Annotated in this window: 17 protein-coding genes; all 17 read right to left on the bottom strand. The window is 29.0% G+C overall.

All coding sequences use genetic code 11. From position 1 onward, the window contains the following. Positions 1 to 5: 5 nt before the first annotated feature. The 17 genes from rpe to dapF all read right to left on the bottom strand — a co-directional run bounded on the left by rpe (position 6) and on the right by dapF (position 17,250). Positions 6 to 677, bottom strand: a complete 672-nt coding sequence (gene rpe / locus KGF46_RS03520; protein ID WP_227828123.1) for a ribulose-phosphate 3-epimerase — start codon at positions 675 to 677, stop codon at positions 6 to 8. Between the two features lie 4 nt (positions 678 to 681). Beyond that, positions 682 to 1,566, bottom strand: coding sequence for a ribosome small subunit-dependent GTPase A (rsgA, locus tag KGF46_RS03515; protein ID WP_227828122.1), 885 nt, complete (start codon positions 1,564 to 1,566; stop codon positions 682 to 684). A 96-nt stretch (positions 1,567 to 1,662) separates the two neighbouring features. After that, positions 1,663 to 2,406: an elongation factor P 5-aminopentanone reductase gene (ymfI, locus tag KGF46_RS03510; RefSeq protein WP_227828121.1), complete on the bottom strand. Its 744-nt coding sequence runs from the start codon at positions 2,404 to 2,406 to the stop codon at positions 1,663 to 1,665. A 107-nt stretch (positions 2,407 to 2,513) separates the two neighbouring features. Then, on the bottom strand, positions 2,514 to 4,496 hold the full coding sequence (gene pknB, locus KGF46_RS03505) for a Stk1 family PASTA domain-containing Ser/Thr kinase (protein ID WP_227828120.1): 1,983 nt from the start codon (positions 4,494 to 4,496) through the stop codon (positions 2,514 to 2,516). 16 nt (positions 4,497 to 4,512) lie between these two features. Continuing rightward, on the bottom strand, positions 4,513 to 5,265 hold the full coding sequence (locus KGF46_RS03500; protein WP_227432480.1) for a Stp1/IreP family PP2C-type Ser/Thr phosphatase: 753 nt from the start codon (positions 5,263 to 5,265) through the stop codon (positions 4,513 to 4,515). Positions 5,266 to 5,284: 19 nt separating this feature from the next. After that, the gene (rlmN, locus tag KGF46_RS03495) at positions 5,285 to 6,316 is read right to left on the bottom strand and encodes a 23S rRNA (adenine(2503)-C(2))-methyltransferase RlmN (RefSeq protein WP_227828119.1); all 1,032 of its coding nucleotides are present in this window, start codon (positions 6,314 to 6,316) and stop codon (positions 5,285 to 5,287) included. A gap of 8 nt (positions 6,317 to 6,324) precedes the next feature. After that, the gene (gene rsmB, locus KGF46_RS03490) at positions 6,325 to 7,650 is read right to left on the bottom strand and encodes a 16S rRNA (cytosine(967)-C(5))-methyltransferase RsmB (RefSeq protein WP_227828118.1); all 1,326 of its coding nucleotides are present in this window, start codon (positions 7,648 to 7,650) and stop codon (positions 6,325 to 6,327) included. A 61-nt stretch (positions 7,651 to 7,711) separates the two neighbouring features. Beyond that, entirely contained in the window at positions 7,712 to 8,413 is a 702-nt protein-coding gene (locus KGF46_RS03485; protein WP_227432477.1) for a zinc metallopeptidase, read from the bottom strand. 80 nt (positions 8,414 to 8,493) lie between these two features. Further along, positions 8,494 to 9,234 (bottom strand): DUF116 domain-containing protein, encoded by a 741-nt coding sequence (locus KGF46_RS03480; protein ID WP_227828117.1) that lies wholly within the window; start codon positions 9,232 to 9,234, stop codon positions 8,494 to 8,496. A gap of 9 nt (positions 9,235 to 9,243) precedes the next feature. Then, positions 9,244 to 10,173: a methionyl-tRNA formyltransferase gene (gene fmt, locus KGF46_RS03475; RefSeq protein WP_227828116.1), complete on the bottom strand. Its 930-nt coding sequence runs from the start codon at positions 10,171 to 10,173 to the stop codon at positions 9,244 to 9,246. 14 nt (positions 10,174 to 10,187) lie between these two features. Beyond that, the gene (gene def, locus KGF46_RS03470) at positions 10,188 to 10,628 is read right to left on the bottom strand and encodes a peptide deformylase (protein ID WP_227828115.1); all 441 of its coding nucleotides are present in this window, start codon (positions 10,626 to 10,628) and stop codon (positions 10,188 to 10,190) included. A 17-nt stretch (positions 10,629 to 10,645) separates the two neighbouring features. Continuing rightward, positions 10,646 to 13,135 (bottom strand): primosomal protein N', encoded by a 2,490-nt coding sequence (gene priA, locus KGF46_RS03465; RefSeq protein WP_227828114.1) that lies wholly within the window; start codon positions 13,133 to 13,135, stop codon positions 10,646 to 10,648. Between the two features lie 279 nt (positions 13,136 to 13,414). Next, positions 13,415 to 14,614: a bifunctional phosphopantothenoylcysteine decarboxylase/phosphopantothenate--cysteine ligase CoaBC gene (coaBC, locus tag KGF46_RS03460; protein WP_227828113.1), complete on the bottom strand. Its 1,200-nt coding sequence runs from the start codon at positions 14,612 to 14,614 to the stop codon at positions 13,415 to 13,417. A 4-nt stretch (positions 14,615 to 14,618) separates the two neighbouring features. Beyond that, positions 14,619 to 14,885: a DNA-directed RNA polymerase subunit omega gene (gene rpoZ / locus KGF46_RS03455; protein ID WP_227828112.1), complete on the bottom strand. Its 267-nt coding sequence runs from the start codon at positions 14,883 to 14,885 to the stop codon at positions 14,619 to 14,621. A gap of 2 nt (positions 14,886 to 14,887) precedes the next feature. Continuing rightward, positions 14,888 to 15,505, bottom strand: a complete 618-nt coding sequence (gmk, locus tag KGF46_RS03450) for a guanylate kinase (RefSeq protein ID WP_227828111.1) — start codon at positions 15,503 to 15,505, stop codon at positions 14,888 to 14,890. Between the two features lie 29 nt (positions 15,506 to 15,534). Beyond that, positions 15,535 to 16,416: a YicC/YloC family endoribonuclease gene (locus KGF46_RS03445; RefSeq protein WP_227828110.1), complete on the bottom strand. Its 882-nt coding sequence runs from the start codon at positions 16,414 to 16,416 to the stop codon at positions 15,535 to 15,537. Between the two features lie 3 nt (positions 16,417 to 16,419). Further along, on the bottom strand, positions 16,420 to 17,250 hold the full coding sequence (gene dapF, locus KGF46_RS03440; protein WP_227828109.1) for a diaminopimelate epimerase: 831 nt from the start codon (positions 17,248 to 17,250) through the stop codon (positions 16,420 to 16,422). Between the last annotated feature and the right edge of the window lie 287 nt (positions 17,251 to 17,537).

Genomic DNA, 17,537 nt, shown 5'->3' with positions numbered 1-17,537 from the left:
TAAGTCTAAACTAATTCTTCAAGAGAAGCATTCTTTCTAAATAAATTAACTGTTTCTTGAATGTCATCACTTCCAAATATTGCAGAGCCTGCTACTATTACGTTAGCTCCTGCTTGTACAACTTCAGCTACATTTTTAGGACTTATACCACCATCAACTTCTATATCAATATTTAATCCTTTACTATCTATAAGTGTTTTTAACTCTTTAATTTTATCTAGCACACAAGGTATGAATGATTGTCCTCCAAATCCAGGATTAACAGACATTAAAAGCACCATATCTAAATCAGATAGTACATGTTTAATAGTATCTATTGGTGTTGCTGGATTAAGTACTACACCTGCCTTTATTCCATGTGATTTTATATTTTGTATAGTTCTATGTAGATGTGTACAAGCTTCCTGATGAACAGTTATTATATCACATCCTGCTTTTACGAAATCTTCAATATATTGGTCTGGATTTTCTATCATAAGATGAGCATCAAATACCATATTTATATTCTCTTTTTTTAAACTTTTAACTACAAGTGGTCCTAGTGTAATATTTGGTACAAAATGTCCATCCATTACATCGATATGAAGATATTCACATCCTGCACTTTCCACTTTTCTTACATCCTCTAATAATTTTGCAAAATCTGCTGATAATATTGATGGTGCTAATTTAATCATGTTTCTAATACCTCCTACTGTTATTTTGTCTTATTTCATTTAGTAGCTGTATATAACTATCATATCTTTCTTTAGATATTTCTCCATTTGCAACAGCTTCTTTTATAGCACAATTAGGTTCATTTTCATGAATACATTTTGAACCAAACTTACAATCATTAAATTTATCAAATTCTATAAAATAATCTTTAAGTTCAACTTCTTCTATGTCTTCAAGTGCAAGTGAACTAAAACCTGGTGTATCTGCAACCATTCCACCAAACTCTAACTTTAAAAGTTCAGCATGACGAGTGGTATGTTTTCCTCTTTTTATTTTATCACTTACTACACCTGTTTGCAGTTTAAAATTTTCATCTATTTCATTTAATAAGCTTGATTTTCCAACTCCAGATGGTCCTGCAAATACTACTACATTTTCTTTTAATTCATCTTTTACTTTATCTATATTTAACTTAGTGACATTGCTTACAGGAATAACCTTATATCCACTAAGCTCGTATATATTTTTAACATGCTCTAATATGTTATCATCATCTAAATCTGCTTTTGTAAGGATTATTACAGTTTCTAAATTTTCTTTTTCTGCCAAAACTATAAATCTATCTAAAAGAGATAAGTTTGGTTTAGGATTTTTTATTGCAAATACTATTAGTGCCTTATCTACATTTGCTATAGGTGGTCTTATAAGTTCTGTATCTCTACTATCTATTTCTTCCACAATTCCCTTTTTTTCATCTTCATCAACAACACTTATTTTAACTCTGTCACCAACTAAAGGTGTTACTTTTTGCTTTCTAAATATACCTCTAGCCTTACATTCATAAAGACCTTTCTCTGTATCTACATAATAAAATCCACTAATCCCTTTTATAATTTTTCCTTCTAGCATCAAATACCTCCCTTTATAAAATTATATAAACATATGCTGTTTATGAGTAGTATATAGTGTTATTCTTTCCTATTTTTATATAATACCACATTTTTTTTAAATAACAAATCCTCCGTTTGGACTAATTACCTGACCAGTAATAAAACTTGATTTATCAGATGCTAAAAAAATAGCACAATTTGCTATATCTTCTGGTGTTCCTAATCTCATTAAAGGAGTTTCCTCTACAAGAGCATCTATCTCATCTTCATTATATTCAGATAACATATCTGTATTAATAACTCCTGGTGCTATGCTATTTACTCTAATATTTGATGGAGCAACTTCTTTAGCTAATGCCTTTGTCATTCCTATTATACCTGCTTTTGATACAGAATAATGTACCTCACAAGAAGCACCTGATATACCCCAAATTGAAGATATATTAATTATGTTTCCTTTTTTTTCTGATATCATGTATTTTAAAGCAATTTGTGAACAATAAAAACTTCCTTTTAAGTTAATATTCATCATATTATCCCAATCTTCATCAGTTATATCTGTAAATAACTTATCTTGACTTATACCAGCATTATTTATAAGTACATCCAATCCTCCAAACTCCTTTATGCAATAATCTATCATATTTTCAACTTCTTCTCTATTTGAAATATTAGCTTTAAATAATTTTACAGAAAAACCTTTTTCATTTAATACAGTGTATAGTTCTTTAGCCTCATTTTCTGATTTATTAAAGTTTATCAATACATTATACCCATCTTTTGCAAATGTTTTAGATATTGCTCTTCCAATTCCTCTAGAGCCTCCTGTGACCAAAACTGTTTTATTATTTTTATTCATAAATATTTATCTCCCTTATAATTAATCTAATATTTTATACAAAACAAACTGCCCCTTTAAAGAAAATAATTTCTATAAAAGGACAGCTTTTTATTTTTAGCTAATATTTATTCTGATTTGCCAATATTTCCACCAGTTCCTGATGGAGTTTCTCCAGTATTTCCTGAGTTTGAACCTCCTGAGTTATCTCCACTATTTCCTGAGTTTGAGCCTCCTGAATTATCTCCATTATTTCCTGAGTTTCCTCCACTATTTCCTGAGTTATCTCCACTATTTCCTGAATTATCTCCATTATTTCCTGAATTACCTCCGTTATTTCCTGAGTTTGAACCTCCTGAGCTTCCTCCACTATTTCCTGAGTTTGAACCTCCTGAATTTCCTCCACTATTTCCTGAGTTTGAACCAGGTGTTGTTGTATCATCCTCGTTTGGTGTTGTTGGAGTCTTATTTGGTGTTGTTGGCGTTGGCGTATTTGATTTTTCTGGGCCTTTGCTAACATATAGGTCTATTTCATCACCTTCTTGAACACTTGATGAACCAGAACTAGGGCTCTGACTTAAAACTGTACCTTCTTTATATACTGAACTATATTCGTACTTGACAGTACCAACTTTCAATTTATTTTCCTCTATAACTTTTTTTGCATTAGTTAAAGTAATACCTACTACATTGGGAACTGAAGCTTCATTTGCACCTTTACTTACAACGACATTTATAGTGTCACCTTTTTTAATATTTGTACTTCCACCTTCAGGTGTTTGCGATATTATACAATTTTTGTCAACCTCACTGCTATACTCTTCACTTTTTACACTTAAGGACAATCCTTCTTTTTCAACTTCACTTTGTGCTTCCTCTAATGTCATATTCACAAGATTAGGAACAGTTAAATCTTTACTACCAAATCCTCCAGCAAATAAAAATTTATATGCTAAGAATACTTGTGCACATAAGATTACTATCAAAACTGCTGCGACTACCTTTAGTCTTTTTCTAGCTTTAGGACTTTCTTGTTTTTTCTTCTTTTTCTTAGCCCTCTTACTTTGAGTATTCTTAGGTTTTTGATTCTTTTTAGCTCTCATTATCTCTTCCTCATCTTCATCTTCTTCATAAAAATCATCATCTTCATCTAAATCAGCAACTTCTATAGGTTTAACTACTTTTTCTGGAACTGGCTTTGCAAGTACTGGATTTACAGCTTTACTAATTTCTTTTTCATCAATTTTCTTCGTTGCAAAATCATCATATTCCTTTATAAAATCTAAGTCAATATTTTTTTCTATATAATCTATATCTTCTATTAACTCTTCAGCAGTTTGGTATCTATCTGCACTAGATTTTTCTGTAAGCTTTTTTATTGTAGTTCTTACACTTTGAGGAATCCTAACTTTTTCTTCTGATGTAAAATCTATATCATCATTAATATGTTGAAGTGCGATAGAAATTGGACTATCTCCTCTAAATGGTACTTTTCCTATCAGCATTTCATATAAAACTATACCTAAAGAATACAAGTCTGCATTATTAGTTACAAACTTTCCTTTAGCTTGCTCTGGTGAAAAATAGTGTACTGAACCTATTATACTACCAATATTAGTCATTGTTGAATTTGAGACAGCTTTGGCTATACCAAAATCAGCTACTTTTACTACTCTTCCTTCATTGGATATGAGAATATTATGAGGTTTTATATCTCTATGTATAATCCCCTTTTTATGTGCAGCACTAAGTGCCATAGCTATTTGTTTTGTTATATCTAGTGCAGTATATTCGTCTAATATCCCTTCATCCTGTATAATTTCCTTTAAATTTTTTCCATCTACAAATTCCATTACAATGTAGTGAACTTTTCCATCTTCCCCAACATCATATACATTTACTATATTTGGATGTGAAAGGCTTGCTACTGCTTCTGCTTCTCTTTTAAATTTTGTTAAAAATTCATCATCATCTACAAATTCAGGTCTGAGTACTTTAAGTGCAACAGTCCTGTTTAATAATCTGTCTTTAGCCTCATATACAAAGGCCATTCCTCCATCACCAATCTTCCTGATGATTTCATATCTATTTCCTAAAATTGTATCTCCCACAATATCACCGTCCTAATTATACTTTTATTACTATCACCGAAACATTATCTTTACCAGAAACATCATTGGCCATGCTTATCAATTCATCACTTATATCACTAATTCTCTCATATTCATAATCTAATATTAAACTTCTTATATCTTCGTCATAAATAAACCCGGTTAATCCATCTGTTGCAAGAAGTATTATATCACTTTTTTTGATTTCCTTCTTAAAAATATCTACAACAACCATATCATCTGTTCCAATTGCTCTAGTTATTCTATTTCTCTGTGGATGTCTTCTCGCTTCTTCTTCTGTAATAACATGAGCCATCATAAGTTCTTCAACCACAGAATGGTCTATAGTTATTTTATCAAATTTTTCATCTGTTAACAAATAACATCTGCTATCTCCAACATTTGCCACATACAAGACATTATTATACACTATCGCTGTAACTAATGTAGTTCCCATTCCTTCAAATGCTATATCTTCCATAGATTTCTTGTGCACAATTGAGTTTACATTATTATAAGCCTGTTTTAGTATATCATCTATATAGTCTATTTTTACATTATCATGCTGTAATAAGTTTTCTTTTAGAAAATCAATTATATTTTCTACTGCTAACTTACTGGCGACTTCCCCTTTTTTATGTCCACCCATTCCATCAGCTATGGCAAATATTCCTATTGGACCATGTTCTGTATCTATAACTTCTCCCTCACAATAGTCTTCATTGTTTTTTCTTACTTTTCCTATATGGGAGGCACAACTATAAACCATACGACTTCCTCCTTACATATTACTTGTATTTTCTTCTCAATTGGCCACAAGCTCCACTAATATCAGAACCCATAGACATTCTAACTGTAGCAGGTATATTGTTTTTCTCTAAACTATCTCTAAACTTATAAATAAATGCCTTGTCTGGCTTTTCATATTCTCTTTCTTCAACCTTATTTATTGGTATTAAATTTACATGGCATAGCATACCTTTTAAAAGCTTTGCTAGTGCCTTTGCCTCATTTTCTGAGTCATTTACACCTTTTATAAGAGAGTATTCAAATGTAACCCTTCTATTTGTCTTTTTTATATAATATCTACATGCATCTAGTATTTCTTTAATAGAATAGGCATTTGCTACAGGCATAATCTTTCTTCTTTCTTCATCATATGGTGAATGAAGTGATAAAGCCAAATTTATAGCTATTTTCAAATCAGCCAACTCGTACATTTTTGGCACTATCCCACAAGTTGAAAGAGTTATATGTCTATACCCTATATTAAGACCATTTTTTTCATTAATTATTTTTAAAAATTGTTTTGTATTTTCAAAATTGTCAAGTGGTTCACCACTTCCCATTAAGACAAGATTTGATACTCTTTTGCCAGTATCTTCTTGAATCTTAATAACTTGGTCTAAAATCTCCCATGGTTCTAAATTTCTAATCAGTCCATCCATTGTAGATGCACAGAAGTTACATCCCATTCTACATCCTACTTGATTAGAAACACAAACAGTAACCCTACTGTCATAATCCATCATCACAGTTTCTATTATATTTCCATCATCTAATAAAAACAAATATTTTTTTGTCCCATCTACCTTAGATTCTAACTTTAATTCTATATCTATATGACCTATACATGAAACTTCTTCTAATTTATTTCTCAAACTTTTTGGTATATTATTCATGTCATCGAAAGTTTTTGCACCTTTATATATCCAAGAAAATATTTGGCTCCCTCTAAAAGGTTTTTCATCTATAGTTTTCATAAATTCCTTGAGTTCATCTTCAGTCAAGTTTTTTAATACTATTTTTTTCTCTTCCATTCTATTCACTACCTTATTCTCTTTAATTTTGCTATAAAAAAACCATCTATACCATGAATATTGGGATATATTTTTAAATATCCTTTATCTTGCTTGTCTAAATCTACATTTATTGTATCAATTGGAGTCAATTCAAAATTATTGTTTTCTTCAATAAAAGAATTAATTATATTTATGTTTTCCATATCTTGAACTGTACATGTACTATATACTAAAGTTCCTCCAATTTTAACATACTTTGATGCATTTTCTAATATTTTCTTTTGTATAGAAGTAATATCTTCTAACTCTTCTTCTTTCTTGTATTTAATTTCTGGTTTACGTCTTATTATACCAAGGCCAGAACAAGGAACATCTGCTAAAACATAATCAAATTTATTTATGCTATTTTCATCAATTTCAGAAGCATCAAATCCTTCTACACATACATTTTTAAGACCAAGTCTATTTACAGTAACTTTTATAAGCTTTAGTTTATGCTCAAAAATATCTCTAGCTATTACTTGACCTGTATTATTCATTAAAGTGGCTAAGTGAGTAGATTTTCCACCAGGAGCACTACATACATCCAAAATCAATGAATCTTCCTTTGGATTAATTACTTTCCCTACTATCATAGAACTTATATCTTGAATTGTAAATAAACCAGCCTTAAATAACTCATTATTTTCTATATTTTTTAATTTTTCGACTTTTATAGCTTCTTCCACCATAGGGACTTTCAAACACATAATACCCTCTTGATTTAATTTTTCAATAAGCTCTTCTCTGCTGATTTTAAGTGTATTTGTTCTTATATAAATACTAGGCTTTTCATTGTTTGCTTCTAATAAATCTTCAGTAAATTCTTGTCCAAAATTATCTATCCAATTTTTTATAATCCAAGAGTTGTAAGAATACTTTATAGATAAGTATTTTACACTATCTTCCTCAGTTATGTCCATTATAGTATCTTTATTTCTTATTTCATTTCTAAGAATAGCATTTATAAAACCAGAAGATTTTTTATCATATTTTTTAGATAATTTTACAGTTTCATTAACTGCTGCATAATCTGATATACTATTTAAAAATAAAATTTGATATGTTCCCATTCTTAAAAAGATTTTAACATAAGTTGACATTTTTTTTACTTTTATTTTTGAAAGTTTATTAATTATATAATCTAAGTAATATTTATTTTCTACTACTCCATAGATTAACTCTGTTGCAAGTCCTCTATCCATGTCGCTTATTTCTAAGTTTTTAAAATGCTTATTTATTGCAATATTTGAATAGTTATTATTTTTCTCTATATCGCATAATACTTTAAATCCAATTTCTCTTGCATCCATATAAATTTCTCCCTTTTATTAAACATAAAAAAGGGTTGTTTCTAAACAACCCACTTTATTTTTAGTCATCTCTTCTTTGAGCTATTAGTAACAATCTAAGTAATTGAAGTATTGAAACTAGTGCTGCTGCAACATATGTTAAGGCTGCTGCTGAAAGCACTTTTCTACTTTGTCTTACCTCACCCTCATCTATAATACCTAGATTTCCAAGTTGAACAATTGCTCTACTAGAAGCATTAAATTCTACAGGCAATGTTATTATTTGGAATAATACTGAAGCTGAAAACAATAATATCCCAATTTTTAGAAATGGTCCAGCCATAATAAATCCTAGAAATATTAAAAACCAAGAAATGCTTGAAGCAAAGTTTACTACTGGCACCAAACTACTTCTTATTTGAAGAGGTGCATAACCTTTAGCATGTTGCATTGCATGACCACATTCATGTGCAGCTACTGCAACAGAAGTTATTGATGTTCCATAATATACATCCTCTGATAATCTTACAGTTTTTCTTCTTGGGTCATAGTGGTCACTTAAATGCCCTCTAACCATTTCTATCCTTACATCATACAAACCATTTGAATCAAGTACTCTTCTTGCTGTCTGTTCTCCAGTATATCCTCTACGTGTATTTACTCTTAAATACTTATTTGTTGTTGAGCTCACTTTAAATTGAGCATATGCAGTGAATAATATAGCTGGAATTAATATAATCATCGTTGGGTCAAATCCCCAAAAACCGCCATATACAGGGTACATAAATAACACTCTCCTAAAATATATTTTTATTATACATCCTCTTTAATATTCACATAACTTAAAAACAGTTTAATTACAAGCTAATATACTTTTCCTGTTAAAAAACTTATAGCTTTTTTAATATCCACTATATCTACATTAGTATTTATACAAGGTCCATTAGGTCTTTTGTTAAATACCCCTAAAACAGGAATTTTTTTAATGTCTTGTATTCCAGATGTTAAATCTCTCTCACATGCAACAGCTATAACAGCTTTAGGTTTATTGTCAATTATAATTTTTCTAGCTAGAGTCCCTCCTGTAGCTACAAATACTTTTACTTTAACACTTTTATTTAGCTCAGCTAATTCTCCTATATTGCATTTTCCACATTTCTTACAATTATCTATATCATTAGTAACTTTTAGTTTGCAACTATTCTCTTGAATACAATGAGGTATTAAAATTATTATATCCTCTGGATTAAAATTATATTTATTACTGTATATATATTCATTATTTAACTTTATATATATCCTTCTAATTTCACTTTTTGACATACCAAATGATGATGCAATAAAAGATATAATGGGAAATAATACACTAACAATTTTAAAATTTATTTTCATTATATTTGAGTTAACATTTTTTCCTTTAATTACTCTATACGTAACTATTGTTGAGCATAGTATTATAAGTATTAGTGATATTACTACAGTATTTATTCCTAAGGAAAATATTTGAGTCAAACTAATTATAAAAAAGTTTGTAACTCCCATTAAAATCCCTAATATTAAGACTAAAATACCAACACTTGTTAAATACTTTTTTATATCTGTCATACTTTTCACCTAACTCAATACTACACCAATTTCTATAGTATTTCCTTTTATATATTCTCCAACCAGCATTCTCTTCTTATTTGGCATCTGAATTTCTTCAATTAAAAGTACCTTATCTTTAGTACTTACTTTTATGCCATCTTTATTTACCTCAATTATTGTACCTGCATCTTTGGTACTTTCTTCCTCTAATACTTTAGTTTTCCAAATTTTCATTGTTACACCATTATAAGTAGTATAAGCACTTGGCCATGGATTTACACCTCTAACTAGATTGTGTATTTCCTTAGCATTTTTTGAAAAGTCTATATTACCTAGTGATTTATTCATTATTGGTGCATAAGAAAATTCCTCATGATTTTGTACTTCTCTTGGGGCAGTACCTTCTTCTATCAACTTTAATGTTTCTTTTAAAGTTTCTGCTCCTATATTCATCATTTTATCATGAAGTTCTCCTGCTGTTATATTTTCATCAAGATTTACTTCTGTCTTTAATATCATATCTCCAGTGTCTAAGCCTTCATCCATATACATAGTTGTAACACCAGTTTTTTCTTCGCCATTGATTATTACCCAATTTATAGGTGCCGCACCTCTATATTTTGGAAGTAAAGAAACATGTACATTTATACATCCAAACTTAGGAATTTCTAATATTTCTTTTGGAAGTATCTGCCCAAAAGCCACTACTACCATTACATCTGGATTTAAAGATTTCATTGTGTCTATAAAATCTTTGTCTCTAGCTTTAATTGGTTGATATACAGGTATATTATTTTCAATTGCAAGCTCTTTTACTGGACTCATGCCAAGTTTTTTACCTCTTCCTTTTGGTTTATCTGGCTGAGTTACAACTCCTAGTATTTCATACTTTTCATCTATTATTTTTTGTAAACAAGGAACTGCTATATCAGGAGTTCCCATAAATACTATATTCATCAAATCAACCCCTACTATTTTTCTATTTTATCAACAAATAGTATTCCATCTAGATGGTCTATTTCATGACAAAATGCTCTAGCTAAAAGTTCTTCCCCTTCTAACTCTATTGTTTCTCCATTTCTATTTAAAGCTCTAACTTTTACATAGTTTGGTCTTCTAACCTCTCCAGATTCTCCAACAACACTTAAACAACCTTCATCATCTATTTGTTCTCCAGATGTTTCTATTATTTCTGGATTTATAAGTTCTATAAGTTCTTCTCCAATATCAATTACTACCACTCTTTTTAAAATTCCAACTTGAGGTGCAGCCAGTCCAACACCATCTGCATCGTACATAGTTTCTGCCATATCGTCTAACAATTGTATTATTTTTGCATCAATTTTTTCAACTTTTTTTGATTTCTTTCTTAGTACTGGTTCTCCTATTTGAACTATTTGTCTTAAAGCCATTACACTTCCTCCTAAATTTATAATACACTATTTGGATTAATATCTATAGATACATTAATATTCTTATCAAATATCAAATCTCGTTTTGTTATACATATATATTTTATTATACCCTTTAAGAGATTAATTTCAATATTTTCATCTTTAAAGAGTATCTGCCATCTATAATTTTGATTTATTTTTGATATTGAGCATGGATTGGGTCCTAATATAAACTCTAAGTCATTTATACTCCTTTTTTCTAATAAATAAATCAAAGATGCATGCATATTTTTTATATTTTTTATAACTAATCTTTCATCTTCGCCACTAACAACTACACTTAACATGTTATTAAAAGGAGAATATCCAAATGCCCTTCTTATCTTTATCTCATCTTCATAAAAACCTTCATAATTGTACTCTATGGCATGTTTAATAGCATAATGCTCAGTATCATATGTTTGAAGTACTACTTTACCTTCTTTATCTGCTCTTCCTGCCCTTCCAGAAACTTGAGTTATCAACTGAAAGGTTGTTTCAAAACTTTTAAAATCAGGAAAATTTAGTATCATGTCTGCTGATAAAATGCCTACCAAAGTTACATTGTCAAAATCCAATCCTTTACTTAACATCTGCGTTCCTATCAATACATCTGCTTCTTTATCTTTGAACTTATTTAGTATTTCCTCTAATGAACCCTTTTTTGAGGTTGTATCTTTATCCATTCGCAAAGTTTTTATATTTGGAAAAATACATTTTAACTCTTCCTCGATTTTTTGAGTTCCTACTCCAAATGGCTTGACATAATGACTTCCACATTCTGGACATTCTTTTGGAATTTCTCTTTCATATCCACAATAATGGCATCTTCCAATATTACTTTTTTTATGATATGTCAAAGATATATCGCAATTTTCACATTGAAACACATAACCACACTTTCTACATGATACAAAATTTGCATAACCTCTTCTATTTAAAAATAGTATTACCTGACTATTTTCTTCAATCGCCCAACTTATTTCTCTTTGAAGTTTTAAGCTAAATATACTTCTATTACCTCTATCTAATTCATCTTTCATGTCTACAACTTCAATATTTGGAAGTGGTTTATTGTTTGCTCTATTTTTTATATTTATAAGTTTATATTCACCAGTTTTTGCTCTATAATACTCTTCAATTGAAGGTGTTGCTGAACCTAAAATAAGAGTTAGATTATTTTTTAATGCCATAAATCTAGCTACTTCTATAGCGTTAAACTTAGGATTTTTTTCAGACTTATATGATGACTCATGAAATTCATCAATTATTATCAATCCTAAAGAATTAAAAGGAGCAAATAGTGCTGACCTAGCACCAATTAAAACTCTTATCTTTCCAGCTTTAACAGCTTTATAAACATCGTGTTTTTCTCCTTCAGATAGTTTACTGTGAAACACTCCAACTAAATCCCCAAACCTACTCTTTAATCTATCTATAGTTTGGGGAGTTAATGCTATCTCAGGAACCAAAAATATACTATCTAAACCTTGGCTTAATGCAAATTCTATTATTTCCATATAAACTTCAGTCTTTCCACTTCCAGTTATACCATGAATTAAATATGGCTTTTTATCATCTATAAACATACTTGAATTTATCTCATCAACCGCTTGTTGTTGCTCATTGTTTAATTTTATACTTTTTGATATAGATTTGTAAATACTTTTTGGCTCTCTATAATAATCTTTAAATTCTAAAGTTACTAACTCTTTCTTACTTAAAGAATTTATACTCTGCTTTGAAGCATTTAATAAATCCAATAAATCATTTATCTCTACATTTTCATTGTTTTTAAGAAAATTTAATATCTCTTTTTGCTTGCTTCCTATGCTTATTTTATTTTGTTCTATATAATCATCAATTTTATCATTTTCTAAACTCAAAGATACATAGCATACTTTCTTCTCATTTTTATGATTTTTGTATTCCCAGCATAATTTTATAATTCCATTTTTATTCATTGTATATAGAGAATTATTTAGATTCGGTATATATTTTAACTTATCAACCTTAATTTTTCCTTTACTCTCAACTACTTTTTCTACTATCTCTTTATTTTTATCACTCAGCTTCGATATCTTTTCATCTAATTCAATCTCACTTAATCCATTTAGCTTTTCACCTAGTAAAACTACTTTGTAATTATTTAGTTTATATCCTTTTGGATATATCAAATTTATACACTCTATATAAGTACACAAATATCTATTTTTCATCCAGTAAACCAACTCTAAATCTTCTTCTCTAAATATTGGATTTTCATCTAATATATCTATGATTTCTTTAGTCTTTATTTTTTCATCTAAATTATCTGTAAGTTGAAATACAAAGGCTTCTGTTGGTTTATTACCTCTTCCAAATGGCACTAATATTCTATGCCCAACACTTATAACTTCCTCTAAAAATACAGGAATTTGATATGTAAATAAATTGTCTGTGTATATAGTATTACTTCTAACTATTACCTTTGCATATTTTTTCATTGTAAAACCCCTACTTAAAATTAATCTACTGCTCATATTTTAACACATTTTATAATATATCAAAAAATCTCAGCATACCTAAAAAGTTTCAAGTTATTACTAATATTAGATATATCTTAATAATTAACTATTAATCATATTTTATACTTTATGGCAAAATAAATGCTGAAAACCACAATTTAACTGACATTTGCGAGTTTTTACTCGCTAAAAGTAAATTGTAGCTTTCAGCCACTTTAGCTGTGATAAAATACACAAATATCATATTTAAAAAAGTTCTTATTTCTCAAGTAACACTTTAATCTTATTTAAGATAACATTAGCTACTTCTTCCTTTTTCATTTTAGGGTACTCAGTAATATTTCCTTCTGTATCTATTATTTTTACAATATTAGTATCAGTTCTAAAACCAGCTCCCTCTTTAGTTAAATCATTTGCCACAATAAAATCTAAATTTTTCTTTTCAATTTTTCCTTTGGCATGTTCTATTAGGTCGTTAGTTTCAGCAGCAAATCCAACTAATATCCTATCTTCCTTTATTTTTCCTATTTCATAAGCAATGTCATAATTCCTACTTAATTCTATTGATAAATCATCATTATTCTTTTTAATCTTTTTGTCAGAATAAGTTTTTGGCTTATAATCTGCAACTGCTGCACTTTGAATTACTATTTTATTTTCGTTTAAATTTGATACTACTGCCTCATACAAATCTTGTGCTGATTCTATTTGTACAAATTTTTTAAGGTTTTGTGGAATAGAGAGATTTGTAGGACCTGATATTAATGTTACATCAGCACCTCTAGATATAGCCTCTTTAGCTATAGAATATCCCATTTTACCAGAAGACCTATTAGTTAAATACCTTACTGGGTCTATACTTTCTACAGTTGGTCCAGCTGTAACTATTATACTTTGACCTTTTAAATCTTGCTCTTTCGTAAGATTAGCTAAAACTGCCTCTACTATTACATCTGATTTAGCTAGTTTTCCTGCTCCAATATCTCCACATGCAAGTCTTCCACTTTCTGGTTCTATAAATTTATATCCAAATTCCTCTAAAGTTTTTATATTTTTTTGGACAATTGTATTTTCATACATATTAGTATTCATAGCTGGTGCTATTAAAACTTGTGCTTTTGTTGCCATAACAGTAGTTGTTAGCATATCATCAGCTATACCATTTGCAATTTTTCCTATAAAATTTGCACTTGCTGGTACTATTAAAAACAAATCTGCTTTTTTCGCTAATGATATATGTTCAACTTCCCAAGATTTTGGTTCTTCAAACATATCCTCTACTACATAATTTTGACTTAGTGATTGAAGTGTAAGTGGTCTAACAAATTCTGTTGCTGATTTTGTCATTATAACATGGATATTTGCATTTAACTTTTTTAATTTACTTACAACATCACAAGCCTTGTATGCAGCTATTCCGCCGCTTATGCCAATTACAACAGTCTTATTTTTTAGCATTACCTTACTCCTCTTCTGAAATTTGTTGGTGTTGCTCAGCGTAGTGTCTAGCTTCTTCTATCTCTATTTCTTCTTCTGTTAATAATCTATATGTTATCTTTCCACTTGCAACTTCTTTAGTAGCTACACATACAGGCTTTTCTTTATCTTTGTTTGGAACATATGGCTCTTCTCCATCAATTAATTTTCTTGCTCTCTTTGAAACAGTCCCTACTAAATAATATCTGTTGTCTATTTTTTCTAGTACCTCATTGATAGATGGTTTTAACATAATTATAATTCCTCCTTGAATTTCTCTATTATAATATTTTTATATCTGCTAACTTTATTCTTTTCAGATGATATTATACCTTCTATTTCTTTAGCAGATATTTTTACATCTTCATTAAATATAAAATAATCATAATCCTTAATCATTTTTATTTCTTCATATGCACAACTAAATCTCTTTTCTATTTCTTCTTCTGTCTCTGTACCTCTTCCAACAATCCTATTTTTTAATTCTTTAAGTGATGGAGGTAGGACAAATATAAATACGCCTTCTGGACAAACCTCTTTTATTTGTTTTGCTCCTTGCATTTCAATTTCTAGTAGCACATCCTGTCCTTTTTCTAAACATTCCATTATTGCTGCTTTTGGAGTTCCATAAAAATTATCATAAATTTGAGCATACTCCAAAAACTCACCTTTTCCTATCATATCTTCAAACTTTTCTTTACTTATGAAGAAATAATTTACTCCATCAACTTCTCCTGCTCTTGGTTTTCTTGTAGTAGCTGATACAGAAAGTTTTATTGTATCATTCTCTCTAAGTAGTTCTTTGCAAATAGTACCTTTTCCTGCACCTGATGGACCTGATACAACTAGCAATAATCCTTTTTTTGTAAACATTTAAATATTCCCCTTCTAATATTGTATTCTTACTCTATATTTTGTATTTGTTCTCTTATTTTTTCTAACTCACTTTTCACTTCTACTACTAAATTAGTTATATTTATATCAGATGATTTTGAACCTATTGTATTAGTTTCTCTGTTCATCTCTTGTATTAAGAAATCAATTTTTCTACCTATAGAATCGTCTTTAAATATAGTTTTTTTAAGCTGACCAATATGACTTTTAAATCTAACTATCTCTTCTGTTATACTACTTTTATCTGCATATATTGCAACTTCTTGTGCTAACCTATTTTCATCTATTATACTTGGGTCTTCTAGCATTTCACTTATTCTTGAATTTAGTTTTTCTCTATAGTCTTCTACAACACTATTTGAATGTTTTTCAATTTCTTCTATATGATTTTTTAATAAGTCACATCTCATTGTAATATCTTCAGCTAGTTTTTTACCTTCTTCACTTCTCATTTCTCTTAGTTTTATCATTGCATCTTCTACAGCTTGATTCAACATCGACCATAATAAATCTTCATCTTCATCTTTTTCTTCTATTTTTATAATATCAGGAAATCTTGCAACATTCATAACACTAATATCATCTATAATATCAAATTTGTTTTTTATTTCTTTTAATATATCTATATATTGAGATGCTAATCCTTCATCGAAATTTAAGTTTACATCTTCTTTGCCTAGTAAGTCAAATTTTATGTATAAATCAACTCTTCCTCTTTTTACATAGTTTTTTACTAAATTTCTAACTTTATCCTCTAAAAATGAAATTTTTCTTGGAAGACGTATATTTATATCTGAATATTTATGATTTATTGTTTTACATTCTACTAAAAAATAATAGTTGTCGTCTTTGTATTCTCCTCTTCCAAAACCAGTCATACTTATAGCCATTACCTAAACCTCCAAAACACCTTCACATATTTTTACTGCTGGACCTGTCATATAAGAAAAATCTCCTATATCTATACGTACTGTTCCTCCTTGAGAAGTCACATTTACACTATTTTCTACCATATTAAGTAGATTACATACTATTGCTGATGCAGTCATACCTGTTCCACATCCTAAAGTATATCCACAACCTCTTTCCCAAGTATAGACATGTATATTATACTTATCTTCTACTTTTACAAAATTTACATTCGTTTTTTTAGGAAATATTTTATTATTTTCAATCTCTTTTCCATATTTACAAACTTCATCTACATTTAATTCATCCACTATAACCACAGTGTGAGGAACCCCCATCAACATAGATGTAATCTTAAACTCTTTATCTAAAACTTTTATATTTTCTTGTACAAAATGTTCTTTATCAGTTAACACAGGAACATCTTTAGCTAAAAAACTTCCTTTTCCCATATTAACTTTTATAGTATTTATTTCTCCATTTATAGTGTTTATTTTTATATTTTTTATACCATCTAGTGTATCTACTGTAAAGTTTTCTTTTTTAACTATGCCATTATCATAAACAAACTTACAAAAACATCTAAGTCCATTTCCACACATAGCTGCTCTTGAACCATCAGAATTATAATACACCATTTCTACATCTGCAATTTCTGAATTTTTCACAACTAGTAACCCATCCGCTCCTACAGAAAATCTTCTATGGCATACTTTTTTTGCTAAAACAGTATAATTTGATGAATCTATTTGGTCAAATCTTCCATCTATTGCAATAAAATCATTGCCTATTCCATGTAGTTTCCAAAATTTCATAAGTATCGCTCCTTTGTAAATTAACACTTAAACTATTATAACATAAAAAAATTCCCATAAACTTATAATTTATGGGAAAAGTTTTGTAATGACAACTATAATTTGAGGATGTGAGGGAGAGTTGCCATTACAATTAGGGTAATTATATTATGTTTTTAAGCTAGTTCTTTCTATGTTTATATAATAATATTTCTATATGAATTTTATGTATAGTTTATTTAAACTGTATATGAATTTTTAAAATAAAATATTTAACATATGCTATTTAGTTTTTTTGAACATACCTA

The organism is Clostridioides sp. ZZV14-6153, from assembly GCF_020657855.1.
Classification (GTDB): domain Bacteria; phylum Bacillota; class Clostridia; order Peptostreptococcales; family Peptostreptococcaceae; genus Clostridioides.
Note: the sequence above shows the minus strand (reverse complement) of the source record. Positions and strands in the feature narration are given on the sequence as shown.